13 protein-coding genes and 1 tRNA gene are annotated in these 20,322 nt (G+C 73.3%); 10 read left to right on the top strand and 4 right to left on the bottom strand.

Annotation, left to right across the window (positions count from 1 at the left end; all coding sequences use genetic code 11):
- Window positions 1–145: 145 nt before the first annotated feature.
- The 9 genes from gltX (at window position 146) to BR70_RS20360 (ending at window position 14,785) form a co-directional block, all read left to right on the top strand.
- Window positions 146–1,633, top strand: a complete 1,488-nt coding sequence (gltX, locus tag BR70_RS0109815) for a glutamate--tRNA ligase (protein ID WP_027465919.1) — start codon at window positions 146–148, stop codon at window positions 1,631–1,633.
- A gap of 6 nt (window positions 1,634–1,639) precedes the next feature.
- Window positions 1,640–2,671, top strand: a complete 1,032-nt coding sequence (locus tag BR70_RS0109810) for an NAD(P)/FAD-dependent oxidoreductase (protein ID WP_027465918.1) — start codon at window positions 1,640–1,642, stop codon at window positions 2,669–2,671.
- 45 nt (window positions 2,672–2,716) lie between these two features.
- Window positions 2,717–2,788 (top strand) — tRNA-Gln (locus tag BR70_RS0109805).
- A gap of 379 nt (window positions 2,789–3,167) precedes the next feature.
- Window positions 3,168–5,987 (top strand): AMP-binding protein, encoded by a 2,820-nt coding sequence (locus BR70_RS20380; protein WP_051596771.1) that lies wholly within the window; start codon window positions 3,168–3,170, stop codon window positions 5,985–5,987.
- Window positions 5,988–6,414: 427 nt separating this feature from the next.
- A complete protein-coding gene (locus BR70_RS0109795; RefSeq protein ID WP_027465917.1) occupies window positions 6,415–7,377 on the top strand; it encodes a glycosyltransferase family 2 protein in 963 nt (320 codons plus the stop codon).
- A complete protein-coding gene (locus BR70_RS20375; protein ID WP_081827317.1) occupies window positions 7,374–8,339 on the top strand; it encodes a glycosyltransferase family 2 protein in 966 nt (321 codons plus the stop codon). Before BR70_RS0109795 ends, BR70_RS20375 begins: the two co-directional genes overlap by 4 nt.
- The gene (locus BR70_RS22310) at window positions 8,336–11,899 is read left to right on the top strand and encodes a glycosyltransferase (RefSeq protein WP_051596770.1); all 3,564 of its coding nucleotides are present in this window, start codon (window positions 8,336–8,338) and stop codon (window positions 11,897–11,899) included. Before BR70_RS20375 ends, BR70_RS22310 begins: the two co-directional genes overlap by 4 nt.
- Before the next feature lie 58 nt (window positions 11,900–11,957).
- Window positions 11,958–13,832 carry a PIG-L family deacetylase gene (locus BR70_RS20365; protein ID WP_035808362.1) on the top strand — a complete coding sequence of 625 codons (1,875 nt, stop codon included), beginning with the start codon at window positions 11,958–11,960 and terminating at the stop codon, window positions 13,830–13,832.
- Window positions 13,817–14,785 (top strand): glycoside hydrolase family 16 protein, encoded by a 969-nt coding sequence (locus tag BR70_RS20360; RefSeq protein ID WP_051596769.1) that lies wholly within the window; start codon window positions 13,817–13,819, stop codon window positions 14,783–14,785. Before BR70_RS20365 ends, BR70_RS20360 begins: the two co-directional genes overlap by 16 nt.
- A 40-nt stretch (window positions 14,786–14,825) precedes the next feature.
- Here the strand turns inward: BR70_RS20360 and BR70_RS22305 are convergent, their stop codons facing one another.
- From BR70_RS22305 to BR70_RS23255, 4 genes are all read right to left on the bottom strand, one after another.
- Window positions 14,826–16,037 (bottom strand): glycosyltransferase family 4 protein, encoded by a 1,212-nt coding sequence (locus BR70_RS22305; protein ID WP_197019632.1) that lies wholly within the window; start codon window positions 16,035–16,037, stop codon window positions 14,826–14,828.
- Complete coding sequence (locus BR70_RS20350; RefSeq protein WP_081827314.1) at window positions 16,034–17,575, bottom strand: lipopolysaccharide biosynthesis protein; 1,542 nt, start codon at window positions 17,573–17,575, stop codon at window positions 16,034–16,036. Before BR70_RS20350 ends, BR70_RS22305 begins: the two co-directional genes overlap by 4 nt.
- Window positions 17,572–18,516, bottom strand: coding sequence for a beta-1,6-N-acetylglucosaminyltransferase (locus BR70_RS20345; RefSeq protein WP_051596767.1), 945 nt, complete (start codon window positions 18,514–18,516; stop codon window positions 17,572–17,574). The genes BR70_RS20350 and BR70_RS20345 overlap by 4 nt, the downstream gene beginning before the upstream one ends.
- A gap of 113 nt (window positions 18,517–18,629) precedes the next feature.
- Window positions 18,630–18,803: a hypothetical protein gene (locus BR70_RS23255; RefSeq protein WP_155896838.1), complete on the bottom strand. Its 174-nt coding sequence runs from the start codon at window positions 18,801–18,803 to the stop codon at window positions 18,630–18,632.
- 157 nt (window positions 18,804–18,960) lie between these two features.
- On the opposite strand from BR70_RS23255, the gene BR70_RS20340 reads away from it, so the two are divergent.
- Window positions 18,961–20,274: a glycosyltransferase family 2 protein gene (locus BR70_RS20340; protein WP_051596766.1), complete on the top strand. Its 1,314-nt coding sequence runs from the start codon at window positions 18,961–18,963 to the stop codon at window positions 20,272–20,274.
- Window positions 20,275–20,322 lie beyond the last annotated feature (48 nt).

Raw genomic sequence — 20,322 nt, 5'->3', positions numbered from 1 at the left:
ACCTTGTGGGAGAGTAGGACGCCGCCGGACTTAACGTAGAAGAACCAGGGAACCCCTGACCATTCATGGTCAGGGGTTTTCTGCGTTCACGGCCCATCCACAGGGCAGGTGGGAGGGACAGGTGCCGCGGTAGGGTTGACGGGTCATGACTGCGCCATTCACCACCGCCTCCGGCTCCGACATCCGCGTCCGCTTCTGCCCGAGCCCGACGGGGACTCCGCACGTGGGGCTCATCCGTACGGCGCTCTTCAACTGGGCGTACGCCCGCCACACCGGCGGCAAGCTCGTGTTCCGCATCGAGGACACCGACGCCGCCCGCGACAGCGAGGAGTCGTACGCGCAGATCCTCGACGCGCTCCGCTGGCTCCGGCTCGACTGGGACGAAGGGGTGGACGCCGGCGGCGAGCACGGACCGTACCGGCAGTCCGAGCGAACCGCGATCTACGACGACGTGATCGCGAAGCTCAAGGAATCCGGCCACGTCTACGAGTCCTTCGTCACGCCGGACGAGATGGAAGCCCGCAACAAGGCCGCCGGTCGTGACCCCAAGCAGGGGTACGACAACCACGAGCGTGACCTGACCGATGCCGAGCGCCAGGCCTTCCGCGACGAGGGCCGCGAGCCGGCACTCCGGCTGCGGGTCCCCGACCGTGACCTGAGCTTCGACGACCTGGTGCGCGGTGAGATCACCTTCAAGCAGGGCACGTTCCCCGACTTCGTGGTGGTCCGCCCGAACGGCAAGCCGCTGTACACGTTCACGAACCCGGTGGACGACGCCCTGATGGGCATCACCCACGTGCTCCGGGGTGAGGACCTGCTGTCGTCGACGCCACGGCAGATCGCCCTGTACGAGGCCCTGTACGAGATCGGTCTCGCGCCCTCCATCCCCGTGTTCGGGCACCTGCCGTACGTGATGGGGGAGGGCAACAAGAAGCTCTCGAAGCGTGACCCCGAGTCGAACCTGTTCCACCACCGTGCCGCCGGCATGATCCCGGAGGGGCTCGTCAACTACCTGGCGCTGCTCGGCTGGTCGATCGGCCCGGACCGCGACGTGTTCTCGATCGACGAGATGGTCGCGGCGTTCGACGTCACCGACGTGAACCCGAACCCGGCCCGCTTCGACCACAAGAAGGCCGAGGCGATCAACGGGGACCACATCCGTCTGCTGGCGCCGGAGGACTTCCGGTCGCGCCTGCTGCCGTACCTGTCGGAGTTCATCAGTGACCCGGCGACCCCGGAGCAGTTCGAGGTCCTGACGAAGGCGGCTCCGCTCGTGCAGGAGCGCATGCAGCTGCTCGGCGAGGCACCGGCGATGCTCGGGTTCCTGTTCACCTCCGACGCCGACCTGGTGGTCGAGGACGACGCCCTGGCCTCGCTCAAGGGCGACACGGCGACGGTCCTGGCGGCGAGCACCGCGGCACTCGAGGGCGTCCAGGACTGGACCACCGAGGCCGTCGAGGGCGCGCTCCGTGCAGCCCTCATCGACGAGCTCGGCCTGAAGCCCCGCGTCGCCTTCGGCCCGCTGCGCGTGGCGGTGTCCGGACGTCGGATCAGTCCGCCGCTGTTCGAGTCGATGGAGATCCTGGGCAAGGAGTCCACCCTGACCCGGCTCCGCGCCCTCGCGGCGCGCTGACCGACCGTGAGCAGCACGGCGCACACCGTCCCGGTCGTGCACGACGTGGCGATCATCGGCGCTGGTCCGGCCGGGCTGAGCGCTGCGCTCAACCTGGTCCGTGCGAAGCGCACCGTGCTGCTCGTCGACGCGAACCGCCCCCGGAACGCCGCGACGCTCCGGTCGCACGGGTTCCTGACGCGCGATGGCATCTCGCCGCTCGAGCTCCGGAAGCTCGGGCGGACCGAGGTCGAGGGGTACCCGGAGGCGACGGTCGTCCAGTCCGTCGTCGACCTGGTGGCCCCGGACGTCGACACGGACACCTGGCGGGTGCACGGCTCGTGGCGGGGCACCGAGCACGAGGCCCGCGCCCGGACGGTCGTCGTGGCGACGGGGTTGCGTGAGGAGTTCCCGGCGCTGCCGATGCTCCGCGCGTTCTACGGCACCGCGGTGCACAGCTGCGTCGAGTGTGATGCGTACGACAAGGCCGGGCAGCCGCTCGCGTTCATCTGCGAGACCGACGACGTGGTCGACCGGGCGCTGCTCATCGCCTCCTGGACCGACGACCTGATCGTCTACACGAACGGGGTGGCGCCGCTCGACGACGCCGGCCGCGCTCGGCTGGCGTCGGCGGGGGTCGTCGTGGACGAGCGGGTCGTCGAGGACCTCGAGGGCGATCGCTCCGGGATGACCGGCGTCCGGCTCGCCGACGGCCACGTCGAGCCGCGGACCGGTGGGTTCGTCCGACCGGTGTGGCACGCCGACCTCGACTGGCTGCGCACCAGCGCCACCACGAGTACGAGCGCCACGAGCGGGAACACGGCCGCGAACGGCGACACGCCCGGAGCGCTCGAGGGGCTCCAGCGCGACACGCAGGGACTCCTCGTGGTCGACCGGGTGGGCCGGACGTCCGTCCCGGGGCTCTACGCCGTGGGAGACGTCACGCCTCCCGGGCCGGAGCAGCTCATCGTCGCCGCCGGACACGGAGCCGCGACCGCCGCCGCCGTGCACCGAGACCTGGTGGGTGGTCTTGCAGACCTCCGGGATGCTGTACAGTAGTTGATCGTGCCCCGGGTGACCGGGCCAGAAGGCCGACAGGCCTTTTGGGGTATGGTGTAATTGGCAACACAGCGGTTTCTGGTACCGTCGTTCTTGGTTCGAGTCCAGGTACCCCAGCACTCGATGAACAGCCCCCGGGATCTCCCGGGGGCTGTTCTCGTTCCAGGCTGTTCTCGTTCGCGGCCGCGCTGGTTCCGAGCGTCCTCATCGGGGATGCACGGCACATCCACGGTCACGCCACGGCTGATCCGGAGGTTGCGCGGAACCGCACGATCCCCGAGCCGGCGCGAGCCGCCGTGCGGAAGGCGCCCACGGCGGTGGTCCGGTCGTTCCGGAGTCGTACCGTCCGTGGCGGGCGCAGGCCACGCCTCCAGGCCGGTTGCGGTTCCCCGCACCGGACTCTCGACTGCTCGCGGGCGGGGGGAGCGCGGACCTACGGTCGGAAGACCGTCGCGGGAGTCGTGGCGGTCCGCTGCTGAGCACCCGAGGTGTCATCGTGACCTCCGTCGACCCGCTGACGACCGTCGATCCCTGGAACCACCCCGCAGCCGTGCCCGCGGCGGCCGACCACTCCGTGCTGGACCGCTGGGACCGCGTGGTGGCACTCCGGGGCGACGCCGCCGCGCTCGCGGGCGACGGCCGCCCGTACACCTACGCCGAAGCGGACCGGGCCTCGCGCGCGCTGGCCGCAGCCCTGGCCGTGACGCTCCGACCCGACGACCACAGCGGCGCCGGCGTCGGCGACACCCCGGGCGGGGCGTCGAAGCCGGTCGGGCTGATGGCGGGGCAGTCGACCGAGGCCGTGATCGGCATCCTCGCGCTGGTGCGTGCCGGACGGACCGTGGTGGTGCTCGACGACCACCTGCCCGCAGCACGCCTGGCGCACGTGGCCCGGCTCGCCGGCGTCGACGAGATCGTGGCAGACACCGAGCGTGCGGCGCTGGCCGCTGCCGTCGTCGCGGAGCGGGACGGCCGGGTGCACGCACTCGGCGAACTGCTGGACGCGGGCGAACCGCTGGACGCGGGCGAACCGCTGGACGCGGGCGAACCGCTGGACGCGGGCGGTCCCGGCGCGGCCCCGTCGGGAGACACCGTCGGCGTGCGCCCGGGCGGGCGGGACCCCTTCGCCATCGTCTTCACCTCCGGCTCGACCGGCATGCCGAAGGGCGTCGTCCTGACGCACCGGCAGCAGATCGCCGATGCCGAACAGGACGCGGTCGCGCTCGGACTCGGCCCCGGCGACCGGCTCGGTGTCGTCCTGCCGCTGTCCTTCGCCGCCGGGCTCCTGTTCTCGTTCGACACGTTGCTCTGCGGCGGCACCATCGTGCTGCTCGAGCCGCGTGAACTCGGTGTCGAGCGGCTGCTCGGGCGGTTCCGGGACGACGACGTGAACGTGCTCGTCTGCACCCCGCACCTGCTGCGGTCGATCATCGGGTCGCAGAGCGCCCCCGGGTCGCACGGGACCGCAGCCGGGACCGCACCGGTGCTCGGCGGGCTGCGCTTCCTGATGACCACGGGCGAGTCCGTCACCGGCGCCGACCTCGCCGCGGCTCGACCCCACCTGGACCCGGACACACTGCTCCTGAACGCCTTCGGCTCGAGCGAGACCGCGTGCGTCGCCTACTGCCCGGTGGCCCCGGGCGAGCCGGTGCCCGAGGGCGTCGTGCCCGCCGGGTGGCCGTTGCCCGGCAAGACGGTCCTCGTGCTCCGTGAGGACGGCAGCCCTGCCGACCCAGGGGAGACCGGCGAGCTCGTCGTGGTCTCCGACGCCCTGACCGCGGGCTACTGGGGCGCGCCGGAGAAGACCGCCGAACGGGCCGGACACACCGGCGAAGCCGAGGCCGTCGCCGGCATCCCCGTCGGGACCCCGAGCTGGCGGCAGGGCGACCTGGCACGCGTCGACCCCGACGGGCGGCTCGTGCTGCTCGGCCGATCCGACGACGCCGTGAAGGTCCGCGGCTACCTGGTCGAGCCGAGTGAGGTCGAGGCGGCGCTCCGCGCGGTCCCCGAGGTGCACGACGCGGTCGTGACGGCACAGGTCGACCCCGGTTCCGTCACCCGGCTCGTCGCCTACGTGGTCGGTCGCCCGGGGCACCGCACCCCGGCACCGGGCGCGCTCCGCCGGGCGCTCCGTGAGCGGCTGCCCGAGTACATGGTGCCGGCGTCGATCGTGCCGATGACCGAACTGCCGCGGAACGAGCGTGGCAAGGTCGACCGGGCCGAACTCCCCGGGGCGCCGAGCGTCGAGACCGAGATGGTCGAGGGCGAGTACGACCAGTGGGAGCTCGTCGTGGGGCAGATCTGGGCCGAGGTGCTCGGGCTCCGGGGCGTGCACCTGGACGAGGACTTCTCCGCGCTCGGCGGCGACTCGCTGTCCGCTGAGGAGATGCTCGCCGTCGTGCAGGACCGGCTCGGCGTCGACCTGCGCTCCTCGGACGTGCTCGAGCACCCGACGCTCCGCGCCTTCGCCCGACGGGTGCGGAGCGGGACGAGCGCGCTGCCGAGCCACCCCGACGTCGTGAAGGTGTCCGAGGCACGCGAGGGCGGCCGTCCGCCGGTGTTCTGCTTCGCCGGTGGCGGTGCCCTGGCGCTGACGTTCCTGCCGCTCTCGCGGCACCTGCCCGCGCACGACCTGTACGCGTTCCAGCAGCACGCCCTCGAGCGCCGCGGGATGCCGGACTGGAACATCGAGCGGAGCGCCCGCCGCTACCTCGCCCTGATGCGCATCGTGCAGCCCCGCGGCCCGTACCTGCTCGTCGGGCACTCGCTCGGCGGCCTCGTCGCGCTCGAGATCGCCCGGCTCCTGACCGAGAGCGGGGAGCAGGTGGAGCACGTCGTCCTGCTCGACACCTACCTGCCCCGCACGAAGTCCGAACAGGCCCGCCTGCACTTCGGCCGGATGGAGCCGCGCGACCAACCGAACACCGCCGTCCGGGCCGTGCAGCGGGGGCTCGACCGCGCCGTCAGGCGGGTGCTGCCCGCGGGCGTGCCGTACGGAGCGCTGTTCGCCAAGCGGCTCCGTGCGTACACGGCCGGCGTGCTGCGACACGGTGGGCAGAAGGACTTCGACGCGTTCTTCGACCAGGCCGAGATCGTCACCAGACGCCACCACCCGACGCCGTTCCACGGGAGGGCCACCTACGTCCTCGCCGACGCCAACCCCGACGCCGCCGGGTGGTCCGCCCTGCTGCGCGGGCCCACCGAGATGGTGCGGATCGCGAGCGAGCACACGTCGCTGCTGCGGGAACCGCACGTCGCCGAGCTGGCGGTCGCGCTGCGGGCCGCCTTCGAGACGGCGGACGTACCGCAGGTCTGAGACCGGCCCACGACCGGACGGGAGGCGCGGTGCCGGCTGGCACACCTCCCTCGCAGGCTCGGTCAGCGCGCCCCGCGCAACGCTTCGCGTTGCCGCTCTGCGGGGCGCGCCCGTCCGCTCGTCCTGCGTCCACCACCCGTCGGCCGCCGCGCCGGAGGGCCAACCTGCACGAGGGTTGCGGGTTTCCGTATCCGCACCCGGGTGTCCGCAAGGGACCGCACCGCGCATTGACCCTCCCGCTGGCCACGGCGATGGTTGGAACCGCGGGGGAGAGTACCCACTCACCCGCGGCAAGCAGGCGGCGTCGTACCCGCGTCCCGCTGCTCGACCGACGACGGTCACCGTCGTCGATGCGTCATCCGAGGACGCGCCGCTCGTCTCGACGAGCCACCACCCGACAGCAACCCTGACCCGACAGGACCGCGCCATGCCCGCACGTACCGTTCGCCCTGCAGACCCGAGGGTCTCCGTCGTCATCCCGGCACGGAACGAGGCCCGCAACCTCGAGATCATCCTCCCGAAGCTCCCGCCCGTGTACGAGGTGATCCTGGTCGACGGCAACTCCGTCGACGACACCATCGCCGCCGCCCAGCGCGTGATGCCCGACATCCGCGTCGTGCACCAGACCCGCAAGGGCAAGGGCAACGCCCTGGCCTGCGGCTTCGAGGCCGTCACCGGCGACATCGTCGTCATGTTCGACGCCGACTGCTCCGCGGACCCCGACGAGATCCCGCGGTTCGTCCAGGCACTCATCGACGGCGCCGACGTCGCGAAGGGCACCCGGTACTCGCTCGGCGGTGGCAGCGACGACATCACGATCGTCCGGAACATGGGCAACCGCGGCCTGAACATGCTCTGCAACATCATCCTCGGCACCCGCTACAGCGATCTCTGCTACGGCTACAACGCCTTCTGGGCGGACGTCCTGCCGGAGATCGGTCTGCTGTCGTCCGAGCTGCCGAAGCCGGCCGACGGTTCGATGCTGTGGGGCGACGGGTTCGAGATCGAGACCGTCCTGACCTGCCGCTGGTCGGCCGCCGAGCTCGCGATCACCGAGGTGCCGAGCCACGAGAAGCTCCGGGTGCACGGCTCCAGCAACCTCAACGCCGTGACCGACGGCATCCGCGTGCTGAAGTCGATCATGCACGAGCGTCGTCGTGCCGCCATCGGCCGTGCCGAGGTCCGTCGCGCGGCGATGAGCGTCGTCCCGCCGGCCGAGCAGCTCGCCGCGCCGGCTGCTGCTCCTGTCGCTGCTGCGCCCGTCGCTGCGTCGCCGGTCGCTGCGTCCGTCGCGACCCCCGTCGCCGCGTCCGCCGTTGCCGGGGCGTCCGTCGTCGCCGGGGCGTCCGTCGTCGCGTCCGTCGTCGCCCTCGAGGAGGACGTCGCGTGACGACCGTCGCGGTCGTCATCTGCGCCTACACCCAGCAGCGCTGGGGTGACCTGCAGGACAGCGTCGAGTCGGCCAAGCGCCAGCCCGAGGGCCCCGAGGTCGTCGTCGTCATCGACCACGAGCCCGAGCTCCTGGCCCGCGCCGCCGCGCGCTGGCCGGAACTCCGGGTCGTCCCGAACACCGAGGACCGCGGACTCTCCGGGGCCCGCAACACCGGTGTCGCCCTGACCGACGCCGACGTCGTCGCGTTCCTGGACGACGACGCCACCGCGGACCCCGACTGGCTCGGGCACATGCTCACCGCGCTCGAGGACCCCGACGTCGTCGGTGTCGGCGGTCGTGCCACGCCGTCCTGGCCGACCGCGACCGGCCCCGGCCCGTACGCCGACGAACTGCTCTGGATCGTCGGGTGCTCGTACCGCGGGCTGCCCGAGGCCCCGGGCGACGTCCGCAACGTCATCGGGTCGAGCATGGCGTTCCGCCGCGACGCGATCCTGCTCGCCGGCGGTTTCCGCTCCGGCATCGGCCGCGTCGGCAACCAGCCGCTCGGCTGCGAGGAGACCGAACTCTGCATCCGCATCGCCCAGGCCCGTCCCGGCGCGCGGATCCGGCACGAACCGCGCTCGAACGTCTCGCACCGGGTCTCCCCGGACCGTGTGACGATGCGCTACCTTCGCCGGCGCAGCTACTACGAGGGCATCTCGAAGGCCGTGCTGAGCCGTCGGGTCGGCACCGGTGACTCGCTCGCCAGCGAGTCGACCTACCTGACCCGCGTGATCCCGGGCGCCGTGCTGCGCGAACTGCGTCACGTCGGTCGTGGCGGAGGCCTGCGGGCGTACGCGATCGCGCTCTCCGTCGTCTCGACGGTCGCGGGCTACGCCGTCGGCCGGGTCCTCGGCACCGTCGTCGTGCGGACCCCGCCCGCACCCGCCCCGCTCCCGCAGCCGGTGGGCACACCGTGACCCGCGCGACCCTGGCGATGGTCCTCTCGCCGGTCGTGACCGGGCCGCTCGTCCCCACCTGGGACGGCGCGCTCTGGGTCGGCGAGGTCGACCGTGCCGACGTGCACGCGTCGAGCCACCGGGACGTCATCGCCCTGCAGGGATCGGCCGGGTACGGGCGTGCACGACTGCTCGTGCGCGACCACGGCGAGCCGCTCGGCTTCGTCGAGGCCGAGATCACCGAACGCCGCCGCATCGGCGGCACCATCGACGTCCGTGCGCTGCAGCGCGCGATCCGGCCCATGCCGGCACCCGAGCGTCGGCCGGCAGCAGGTCTGGTGCTGCCGTCCGTCACCGTGGTGCTCTGCACGGACGGTGCCGCCGGCACGACCATGCGGTCGGTGCTCGCGAACGGGCACCCTGACTTCGACGTCGTCGTCGTCTCGCACGGCGCCGACGACGACGGTGTGGCGACCGTCGACATCGGCGGACGCCGCGTCACCACCATCGCCGCGCCCGACGGCGGCCTCGCCGCCGCGCGGAACGCCGGCCTGCTCGTCGCGACCGGCGACGTCGTCGCGTTCGTGGACGAGGGCGCCGTCGTCGACGGCAGCTGGATCGCCGCGATCGCCCGTGCCTTCGCGGCCGACCCGGACGTGGCCTGCGTCACCGGGCTCGTGCCGAGTGCCGAGCTCCGGACGCCGGCGCAGCGCTGGCACGACGACCGCACCCCCGGTGGGCGGACCGTCCGCCGCCGGGTGTTCCGGCTCGACGACCCGGTCGACGACCTCCCGCTGCACCCCTTCGCCGCCTCGGCCTACGGCACCGGCGCGAACCTCGCCGTGCACCGCGCGACCGCGCTCCGGATCGGTGGGTTCGACACCGCCTTCGGCCCCGGCACCCGCGTCGGCGGCGGCGACGACCTCGACCTCTTCACACGACTGCTGTTCGCCGGATCCGCGATCGCCGTCGAACCGGCCGCGATCGCGTGGCAGCGATCGGCGGACGACGTCGCGTCGCTCCGCGCCGCCGCTGCCGCGCACGGCCACGGACTCGGAGCCTGGATGACCAAGAACGCACTCGACCGCGACACGCTGACCGCCTCGGTGGACGCGGCACCGGAGGCCATCAGCGCCTTCGCGCGCCTCGGCCTCGAGCAGGGCGACGACGCTGCCGACGCTGCTCCGGCGAACGGCCACGGGACGGGCACCGCGCGCGACGCGGACACCGTCGACGCCGTCGACGCGGAGTTCGCGGCGACGAAGCGTCGGTTGCGTCGCGTCGAGCGGCGCTCCGTGCTCACCGCTCCGGTCCTGGCGCTCCGGGAACGCATGGGCGGCGCGGGGACGATCGACCGCACGGCGCACGGCCGCCACGAGCTGCAGCGCGGCCTCGACACCGCGGGGCCGGCGCGACCGACCCCCGGTGGCGCGATGGGGCCGGCGGCGCGACTCGGTGCCGCCGCGATCGTCGTGCTGACGCTCGTGCTGGCCGCCGTCGGCAGCGTCGTCGAGCTGCCCACGCTGCGGGCGAGCGCCGTCGCGGTCTTCCTGTTCGCCCTGCTCGGGGTCGCCCCGATGCTGCTCGTCCGTCCGATGTCCCTCGCACGGTTCGCCGTCCTCGCCGTCACCGGGTCGCTCGTCGGCACGATCGCCATCGGGTACACCATGGCGACCTTCCACATCTGGGCGCCGGCGGTCCCCTTCGTCGGTGTCGTCGTGCTCACCGCGGCGGCGCTCGCCGTCTCGGTACCCCGTGACGTGGCGGAGCTCCGTCGCGCCGGACTCGTGCACCGTGCGACCGCTCGGCCCCGGTGGAGCACGACCGCCACCGTGACGGCGCTCTCGCTCGGCGGGCTCGTCGTCGTGGTCGTCGCCGCGCTCACCCACATGGGCGACCCGGTGCCCGCCGGCCTGTTCGGCTCGCTCGGCCCGGGCCTGGTCGTCGGCCTGGTGCTCGTCGTCGCCGCCGCGGTCATCGCCCTGGTGCGCGGCCGCGCACTCGCCGTGCCCGTCGTCGTGCTCGGCGGTGTCGTGCAGCTCGCCCAGGCGATCACGTACGGCGTGCCGACCGTGACCGCCGCCGCCCGGCACATCGGTGTCGTCGAGTACATCCGCCAGTTCGGTGGGACCAACCCGTCGGCCGACATCTTCCAGACCTGGTCCGGCCTGTTCGCCGGCGCTGCCTGGGTCGCCGATGTCGGGGGCATCGTCAACACGATCCTCATCGCCGCGTGGGTGCCGGTCCTGCTCGCGTTCAGCACGACCATCGCGGTCGGGGTCCTGGCGGCGCACTGGCTGCCCGGCGCCCGTCGGCCGTGGATCGCAGCGCTGCTGACCGCGATGACCGGTTCGCTCAACACCACGTACTTCTCGCCGCAGTCGACCGGCATCCTGATGTCGATCGTGATCCTCGTGCTCGCCACCGGACCGCTGCGCGACGCCGCCGTCACCACCGCCGACGGCTCGGTCGCCGCCAAGCCGCGGGCACGGCGGGTGGGGCTCTCGCGGATCATCGCGATCACCCTCATCGGCATCGTGCTCGCCGTGACGCACCAGATCTCGCCGTACCTGACGGTCGCCGCACTCGTCACGCTCATCGTCTTCCGGATGCTCCGCCCCTGGTGGCTGCCCGTCGTCGTGCTCGTGCCGGCGGTGGTCTTCGCCGCGCTGAACGGTGACATCCTCGGACGGTTCCTGTCGCTCGCGGCGGTCGGACGCGTGCTCGACAACGTGCAGCCGCCCGCGCACGACATGACCGTCCTGCCGAAGCCGCTCGTCACGCGCCTGGCGTTCGACATCCCGGCAGCCGCGCTCGTGGTGCTCGGGCTCATCGCCCTGGTGACCGTGCTGATGCGGCGCGACCGGACGCACTGGGCGCTGCTCGCCACCGCCGCGAGCCCGATCTCGCTGCTCGTCGCCACGAACTACGGCCAGGAAGGCGTCTTCCGCGTCGTGCTCTTCGCGACGCCGTGGATCGCGATCCTGGCGGCGGCGCTCCCGATGCCCGCCGGTCGGTTCGCCCCGGTCGGGGCGGTCCTGCAGCGGGGGATGCGCCCGTCCGCCGTGCGGTTCGCGGTCGCCGGAGCAGCGGTGGCGGCGCTCGTCGCGATCGGTGCGTTCGGGCAGACCTCGCTCGACTGGAACCGCGTCATGACCCGGAGCCAGTCCGCGGCGACGCAGTACTACGACCGCACGGCACCCGCGGGCTCCGTGATGCTGCTCACCGGTTCGGCCAACGCCGTCCCGAGCAACACCGGCGCACGGTACTTCGACGTGGGCTACCTGTCCCGCGAAGCACTCGGCCCGTACCCGGACCCGACCGGCGGCTACGACGCCGAGGCCGACCTGTCGAACGTGACGCGGGAACTGGTCGTGAACTGGTCGGCCACCGGCTACTACGCCCTGGTCGCGGAGCCCTTCGGCGCCTACGACGCGCGGTACGGCTACCAGAGCGATGCCGACTACCAGGAGCTCGCCGCCGCCATGGCGTCCTCGCCCTACTGGAAGCGGGTCTGGTCGTCGGGGACGACCGCGATGTACGAACTGACGACGGAGGGCCTGCGCCATGCAACCGACTGAACCGACCTCCGACAGACCGCGACGGACGCGACGGGCCACCGTCGCGTCCGTCGCGGGCGTGGTCGCCACGGTGCTCGCCGTGCTGGTCGCGCCGAACCTCGCGGTCCAGCCCGCCGTGGCCGCGGCCGCGGACTGCAGCGCCGGGCGGGTGCTCAACGTCGTCGCCCACCCCGACGACGACCTGCTCTTCCAGGGCACGGACCTGCGGAAGGACATCGACGCGGGGCGCTGCGTGCGCTCGGTGATCGTCACCGCCGGTGACGCCGGCAAGCCCGACTGGTACTGGCAGGAACGCCAGGTCGGGCTGATGGCCGCCTACGCGAGCATGGCCGGCGTCGACCCGGCGTCGACGACCGGCTCCACGACGGTCGCCGGACGGACCCTGCTCACCGAGACCCTCACTGCCGACCCGCGGATCAGCCTGGTCTTCATGGACCTGCCGGACGGCAACGTCGAGGGCAACGGCTTCTGGGCGAACGGGTACGAGAGCCTCCAGCGCCTGTACACGGGCGACATGGACACCCTGCACACCGTCGCCGACGCCCCGCACAGCGCCACGTACACGCTCGCGCAGCTCCGGGCGACGCTGCAGGGGATCGTGCAGGACTTCGCACCGAGGGACATCCACACCCTCGACCACGAGGGCGAGTACGGCGACGGGGACCACAGCGACCACCACACGGTCGCGTACCTGACCGACCAGGTGCAGCGGCAGTACACCGGCGCGCACGGCTTCACCGGGTACATGGGGTACCCGATCGCCGACCGTCCGGCGAACCTGACGACGGCCCAGACCCAGGCGAAGGCCGACGCGTTCTTCACCTACGCCGCCCACGACAGTGAGACCTGCGCGTCGTACCAGGCCTGCTCGGCGCGACCGGAGACCTCGTGGCTCAGCCGGCAGTACACCGCCGGCTCGCCGGTGCCGACGAACCCCACCGACCCCACGGACCCGACCCCCACCCACACGGACGTGACGGGTTCGGCGTCGGTGACGGCGAGTGCGGAGAACCCGGCTGACGGTCAGACGGCCGTGAAGGCGGTCGACGGTGTGGTGAGCGGGTACCCGGATGCGCCGACGGCGGAGTGGGTCGCGCCGTCTGGTCGTGTGGGGACGTGGATCCAGCTCGGGTGGGCGAAGGCGACGGCGTTGGACGCGGTCGACCTCGCTGATCGGCCGAACTCGGTGGACCAGGTGCTGGGCGGGACGTTGACGTTCTCGGACGGCTCGAGTGTGCAGGTGCCGGCGTTGAGCAACGGTGGTGCGGTGCAGCGGATCACGTTCGCGGCGCGCAGTGTCACGTGGGTGCGGTTCACGGTGACCTCGGTCAGTGGCGGGACGCAGAACGTGGGCCTTGCCGAGATCCGCGCGCTGGCCCCGGCGAGCAGCGGCGGCACGACGCCGACCCCGACGCCGACGCCGACGCCGACCCCGACGCCGACCCCGACCCCGACCCCGACCCCGACCCCGACCCCGACCCCGACCCCGACGCCCACGCCCGCTCCGGGCCTGCGGGACGTCACCGGCTCGGCCACCCCGACGGCGATCGCCGACAACCCGGCCGACGGCCAGACCGTTGCGAAGGCCGTCGACGGCGTGGTGTCCGGCCACCCGGTCGACCACACCGCCGAGTGGGCCGTGCCCTGGGGACGGACCGGCATCTGGATCCAGCTCGACTGGGCTGCCCCGGTCGCGCTCCAGCGCATCGTCCTGCACGACCGTCCGAACAGCGACGACCAGATCACGAGCGGCACGCTGACGTTCTCGGACGGCAGCCAGGTCGCCGTGGGTGAGCTCCCGAACGACGGCAGCGCCCGGACGGTGGACTTCACCGCCCGGAACGTCACCTGGGTGCGGTTCACCACCACCGGGGTGTCGAACAGCACGATCAACGTCGGTCTCTCGGAGGTCCGCGCATGGGCAGCTGGATGACCGCGGACGAGGACGGCCCCCGCCCCGTCGCCCAGCAGTCGGCCGCCGCGCACGGCGCAGCACCCGCGCACGGCCTCGGCGCCTCCCGCCACCGCACCCCGCTCCGGACACGGGGACGACGGGTCGCGATCGTGGCCGCGGCCCTGGTGGTCGCGGTCGGTGCCGTCGCCGCGGCGACCACCGGCACGACGTCCGTCGGCCCCGGCCCCAGCGGGGTCGCGATGCCGACCGGCGACGGTGACGGCTGGAAGCGGGTGTTCTCCGAGGACTTCGACGACACCACCCCGTCGGGCGGGTTCGAGGCGGCCTACGACGACCGGTTCACCGTCTACCACGGCTTCGCGGACACCGCGGGGACCGGTCGGTACCAGGCGTCCACGCTGAGCGCCCACGACGGGATGCTCGACATGCACCTGCGCACGACGAAGGCGGGCACCCCGCTCGCCGGCGGGGTCGTCCCGCTCGTCGACGGACGATGGGGTGGTCAGACCTCCGGGCGCTACAGCATCCGGATGAAGAGCGACGAGGTCGACGGGTACGGGGTGGCGGTGCTGCTCTGGAGCGACGAGAACGTCTGGGCGCACGGCGAGATCGACTTCCCCGAGGGCGCGCTCGGTGCGCCCGCCTGGCTGAACGTGCACTGCCTGGTCGACCCCGCCGAGAAGTGCGTCCACCACGAGACCGAAGCGTCGCTGGCCGACTGGCACACGTACACGATCGAGTGGACGCCCTCGCGGATGTCGTTCCTGGTCGACGACGAGGTCGTCGGGAGCACCACGCAGGACATCCCCGTGGAACGCATGCACCTGGTCGTGCAGACGGGATCCCTCGAGGGCCTGCCGCCCCGGGACGCCGCCGGGTCGTTGCTGGTCGACTGGATGACGATCGACGTGCCTGCCCGCGGCGAGAGCCCCCGGGCCACGCTGCCGTCCACGGGCCCCGCCGCCGGCTGACGGCGCCGAGCCCGGCGCGGTCAGAGCGAGCCCGGCGCGGTCAGCGCCGAGCGTGTGCCAGCAGCGCCAGCAGCAGCGCTCGCACGTGCGGCTCGCGCCCGTAGCGGTCACGGACCCACGCGCGGCACCGTGCGGCGAGGGACGGGTCGAGCTCGGCGTCGTCGAGGGTGTCGAGCAGCTTCTCCGCCAGTGCGTCGGGGTCGGCCGGGTCGACGGTGTACCGCGCCCAGTCGCCCGACAGGATCTCCCCGGTGCCGCCCGATGCGGCGGCGACGACGGGACGGCCGGCGGACATCGCCTCGACCACGACCCGCCCGAAGCCCTCGGGCTCGATGGACGGCGCCACCACGACGTCGGCGGCGTGCAGGAGCGGGACGACGTCGTCCCGCTCGGGGAGCACGAGCACGGAACCGGCGGGGAGCGCGTCGATCGCGGCGTGCACGGCGTCGGCCTCTTCCGGGTAGAGCGCACCGGCCAGCACGAGGAGCGGCGCGGGCGCCGCGTGACCGGCCACGGGGGGAGTGGTCACCGGCACGCGTGCCGCAGCGGCCGTGCGGACGCGACCCCATGCCTCCAGGAGGGCGAGCACGCCCTTCGACCGGGTGAGCCGACCGTAGTACAGCACCGTCGGGGTGTCCTCGGGGATGCCGAGTGCCGCGCGGGCGTCGTGCACCGATGCCGGGGTGGCGGCCGGGAACGCGTCGGTGTCGACACCGTTCGGCACGATCGTGATGCGGTCCGTCGGCACGCCGGACTCCGCCCAGGCGCGCGCCATCGCGTGCGAGACGGCGAAGTAGCGGGTGCGGCCGCCGGCGATCGGACCGAGCCGCCGGTAGTTCGGCGCGTGGTGCAGGTGCACCGCGAGCGGGACTCCGGAGACGAGCGACGCGACCCGGCCGAACGGCAGGTACTCGGGCCGGTTCAACCAGAGGACGTCGAGGTGCGATCGTCGGATCCGCAGCCCCTCGCGGGCGAACCGCCAGGCGTCGCGGAGCGCGGTCGTGATCCCGAACCGGTAGTCGGTGGCCTCCACCAGCTCCACGCCCATCGCCTCGTAGGGCGGTGGGCCCTCGGCGGCGCGCGGGGACTGGGCGTTCCGGTGCCAGACCTCGACCTCGTGGCCGGCGGCGACGAGCTCGCGGGTGTCCTCGAGCACACAGCGTTCGAGTCCGCCGGTGATGGCGAGTCCGGTCACCAGGACGCCGACGCGGAGTCGTCGTGTGCCGTCGTGTGCAGTCTGTCGCGCTCTCACGAGACACCACCCCTTGCGGTCTTCAGTCGGCGGAGGAACCAGGGGAGGCAGGCGACCACCCCGGCGATGCGGACCCAGTTCCAGAGGACGTCCTGCGGCAGGAGCAGGGACGCAGCGGCCACGACGAGCGCGGCGAGGGTCGTCAGGACGATCCGGGCACCCGGTCCGCGCCACTCACGGCGGTCGGGCAGGGCCAGCAGCTGCATGGCGGCCAGGATCGCGTAGGCGACGACGGTGGCCAGGCCCGCGCCGGCGATGCCGAGCACGGGCACGAGCACGAGGTTCGCGCCGATGTTCACGGCGCCGGCGATCGCGGCGATCACCCCGACGGCGACACCGCGGCGTTCGACCAGGAGCAGGCGTCCGGTCGCACCGCTGGCGACGACGGGGAACGCGGTGATCGCGACGACGAAGACGACGACCGAGAGCTCCTGCACGCGGTACGACGCCGGGGCGAGGATCGGCAGCGCGACCGGTGACACCAGGGTCACGGCGAGCAGGACCGGTCCGAGCATCTTGTACAGCTCGTCGCGGGAGTGCATCGCGAGCTGCCGGCGGGCGACCGGGTCGCGGAGGGCGGCGAAGTGCGGCGCCCACGCCTGGTTGGTGAAGGTCAGGAGCAGGATGACGGCCGAGCCGACGACGTAGGCGATCTGGTAGCGGGCCACCTCGTCCGGGCCGAGCAGCCGCTGGACGACGATCCGGTCGCCGGCGTTCAGCACGAAGTACGACAGGTTGCCGAGGGCGATCGGCACGCCCAGGCGGAACGCCCGGGCGGTGGTCTTGCGGTCGAACAGGCCGGCGAGACGCGGACGGGTCGCCGCGATGCCGATGACCATCGCCACGCCCTGGGCGACGACGCCGCCCCACGCGTAGGTGGTCGCGTCGGCCTGCACCCAGGTGAGGAGCCCGAGGCCGATGACCGAGCCGCCGATCGAGGACAGCAGGCTCGTGACCGCGAAGACCCGGATGCGGTCCTGGGCGACGAGCAGCGCGAGGGAGATCTGCACGATGGCGGCGGGGCCGGTCCAGAGCACCGCGACGAGGAGCAGCGGGTGGTTGCCGACGAAGCCGGCGGCGTCCGCCCAGACCGGGATCGTGGTGAGCGCCGCGACGGTGACGATGATCGCGGTGACCATGCCGACGGCGAGCAGGCCGCGCGCCCGGCGGTCGTCGCCGTCCTCGGCCCGCTGCAGCACCGACGCCTGGTCGATGCCGAGCACGGCCAGCACGACGAGCGCCTGGTACAGGGCGATGGCCGAGGCGAGGACGCCGAACTCGGCCGGCGGCATGAGGTGTGCGAGCACCGGGGAGATGAGCGACGAGACGACGAGCTGCATCGACCAGACGACGACGTACAGCAGGCCGCGGCCGAACAGGACGGAGGCGCCCTTCCGCACGGCGACCGACCCGGTGTCGAGCGACTCGGGCACGGGTGCGGTGGCTTCCGGGGCGATGGGTTCCCGGGCGATGGGCGCGGGCGCCTCGGCCTCGCGCGCTGCGCGGGCCTCACGGCGGGTCTGCGGGGGGAAGCTCACGGCGCGACCACCGCTGCCGCATCCTGCCGTGCTGACGCCGACGCCGACGGCGTCGCCGCGCCCTGGCGCAGCCCGAAGGCTGCGTCCACGACGTCGAGCAGGTCACCGCTCCGGTCGGTCGAGAACTTCCGTGCGAACAGGTGCTGCACCTCGACGTCCGCGTCCGTCCGGCGCTCGAGCAGCTGCCCCGCGTCGGCGACGGTCAACCACGGCGGGCTCTTCCGCGCGGTGCCGTCCCACCCGATCCACCAGAGCGGCTGGGAGACGTGCTCGTCGGCGAACCCCGGTGTCAGCGACGGCGAGTTGAGCACCGACGGCACGAAGGTCTCGTCGGCGACCCAGGTGCGCTGCCAGAACCGGACCAGGTCGGGGCGCTGGTCGACGGTGTCCACGACGGCGGCGGCGTGCCGGCGGGCGAGGACCTTGAGCTGTGAGCCCCCGGCGAAGGAGACGTTCGCCGGCACGCGGCGGGGGACCGGCAGCCGGAGCATGTGCTTCCGCCAGGCCCAGTGCCGGAACCGGATGCGGGAGATGCCGCCGTCACGGCCCCACGGTGCGAACGGCAGCGGGTTGACCGAGATGAACGACTCCTCGCGGTGCGCCTCGAGCAGGGCCGTGATCTCGGCGGGGTTCGCGAGCGGGTAGTCGCTGCCGGTCAGCACGGCCACGTGCGAGGCGTCGGTCTCGGCCAGGGCAGCCCGGTAGCCGGACACCTCGGCGGCGACGTTCTCCCAGCGCGCCCAGCCGGTCCGGATCCGGGGGAGCAGCCGGACACGATCAGGCAGTCCGTCGGTCATGGCGCGGAACACCGTCTCGGGGGTGCGCGCGTCGCAGTGCAGGAACACCGGGAACGGGTCGAGCGCCTCGACGAGTCGGCGCACGTGTGCCGGGTCCTCGTGGGCGAGGACGATGCACGCGGGGACCGCGGGGGAGATGGCCATGGACGCGACGCTAACCGCGCCGTTCCGGGGCCGACAAGGCGACCCGTGCCCGTCTGCGGGGAAGCGGCGGTTTCCCGCACCGCCCCCGATCGATCAGTGCCCGGAAGGCCTGATCAGCGCTTCTTGCGGAACTTCTGGCAGTCGCAGAGGGCGCAGTCCGTGCCCGGACGGTAGTGCTCGTGGGCGTCCTGCACGTGGCCGCAGACGCAGGTCACGGAGTCGACCACGAAGACGCTCTGTTCCGAGGGGAGCACGGCGCCGAGCTCGTCGGTGGGGCCCATCGACATGCGTCCTCCTCGTGCCCGGCGTGCTGCCGCCGAGTCGTCCTCACGATCCTACCGTCCGGGGGCGTGTGCTGGCGGCAAACCGCAAGTCGGACGACCGTCGCCGCAACCGCGGGCGGCCGCCGTTGACCCTGCAGCAGCCCCACCGGAGCATCGGACCATGACCGACCAGCAGGCCACCACCACCCGCGTGCTCACGCTCACGCCCGCGATGCCATCCCCGGACGTGCCCGCCTGGGCCGGCGCGGCCTGGGTCGGCGCCGTCGACCGACAGGAGGCGCTCGCCGCGTCCGCCGTCGGACTCGCCGGCGCCACCGGCTTCCGCCGCGCCCGCCTGCTCGTCCGCGACGGACGCGAGATCGCCGGGTTCGTCGACGTCAGCGTCGACGCGGACGGCGGCGTGGACCCGGCCGAGCTGGGACCGGCCCTGCGCGCCCTGCGCACCACGGGCCTCCCGGCCGCCCCCGCGGGGCCGCCGGTCGGACGCGTCTCCGTCGTCATCGGGACCCGCGACCGGCCCGAGGACCTGCGCCGCTGCGTGCGCTCGGTGCTCGCGTCCGAGCACGACGACTTCGAGGTGCTGGTCGTCGACAACGCGCCCACCACCACCGCGACCCGCGACGTGGTCACGTCGCTCGCGGACCCGCGCCTGCGGTACGTCCTGGAGGCCCGACCCGGCGTCTCGCGCGCACGGAACGCCGGACTCGCCCTCGCGTCCGGGGCCGTGGTCGCCTTCGTCGACGACGACGTGGTCGTCGACCGGCACTGGCTCGCAGCGCTCGCCGACGCGTACGCCCGCGACGTTGACGTCGTCTGCGTGACCGGCCTCGTGCCCAGCGGCGAACTCCGGACCCCCACGCAGCGGTACTTCGACGAGCGCGTGACCTGGGCGCGCAACACCGACCGCCGGGTGTTCCGCACGTCGGCGCCGCCGGCGGACCTGCCGCTGTTCCCGTTCTCCGTCGGCGCGTTCGGCACCGGTGCCAACATGTCGCTCCGCCGTTCGGCCGCGCTCGACCTGGGCGGGTTCGACGTCGCACTCGGCCCGGGCACCCTGGCCCGCGCCGGCGAGGACCCCGACCTGTTCACCCGGGTGCTGTTCTCCGGCGGTGCGCTCGCGGTGGAGCCCTCGGCGGTCGTCTGGCACAAGCACCGGCCGGACCGTGCGGCGCTGCGCTCGCAGGCGCTCGGCTACGGGACCGGTCTCGGTGCGTGGGTCGCGAAGCTCATGCTGCGACCGCGCACCGCACTGGCCGTGCTCCGTCGGGCGGTCGGGGCGCTGCGGCAGCTCGGGGCGCTCGGACAGGGCGCCGGCGCGGATGCGGACCAGGTGTCCGCCGCGGTGGACGCCGTCGGGGGGTGGCCCGTCGACGACGCGTTCCGCGAGGCGACGGCCGGCCTCAAGCGCGTCGAACTGGTGGCGGCGCTGGGCGGACCGTGGCGCTACGTCGTCGGGCGGTCGCGGCGCGGGTGACCGCGGCGCGGGCGACCGCGGCGCAGGTGGCCGCGCTTCGCGTGCACG

The sequence above is a fragment of the Curtobacterium sp. UNCCL17 genome (genome assembly GCF_000686685.1).
Taxonomy (GTDB): Bacteria; Actinomycetota; Actinomycetes; order Actinomycetales; family Microbacteriaceae; genus Curtobacterium; species Curtobacterium flaccumfaciens.
This window is presented reverse-complemented; position numbering and strand designations above follow the sequence as displayed.

Bases quoted from the DNA above. Each gene is read 5' to 3' on its own strand.
- gltX (WP_027465919.1), top strand. From the start codon at position 146: ATGACTGCGCCATTCACCACCGCCTCCGGCTCCGACATCCGCGTCCGC.
- BR70_RS0109795 (WP_027465917.1), top strand. From the start codon at position 6,415: ATGCCCGCACGTACCGTTCGCCCTGCAGACCCGAGGGTCTCCGTCGTC.
- BR70_RS20360 (WP_051596769.1), top strand. From the start codon at position 13,817: ATGGGCAGCTGGATGACCGCGGACGAGGACGGCCCCCGCCCCGTCGCC.
- BR70_RS20345 (WP_051596767.1), bottom strand. From the start codon at position 18,516: ATGGCCATCTCCCCCGCGGTCCCCGCGTGCATCGTCCTCGCCCACGAG.
- BR70_RS23255 (WP_155896838.1), bottom strand. From the start codon at position 18,803: ATGTCGATGGGCCCCACCGACGAGCTCGGCGCCGTGCTCCCCTCGGAA.
- BR70_RS20340 (WP_051596766.1), top strand. From the start codon at position 18,961: ATGACCGACCAGCAGGCCACCACCACCCGCGTGCTCACGCTCACGCCC.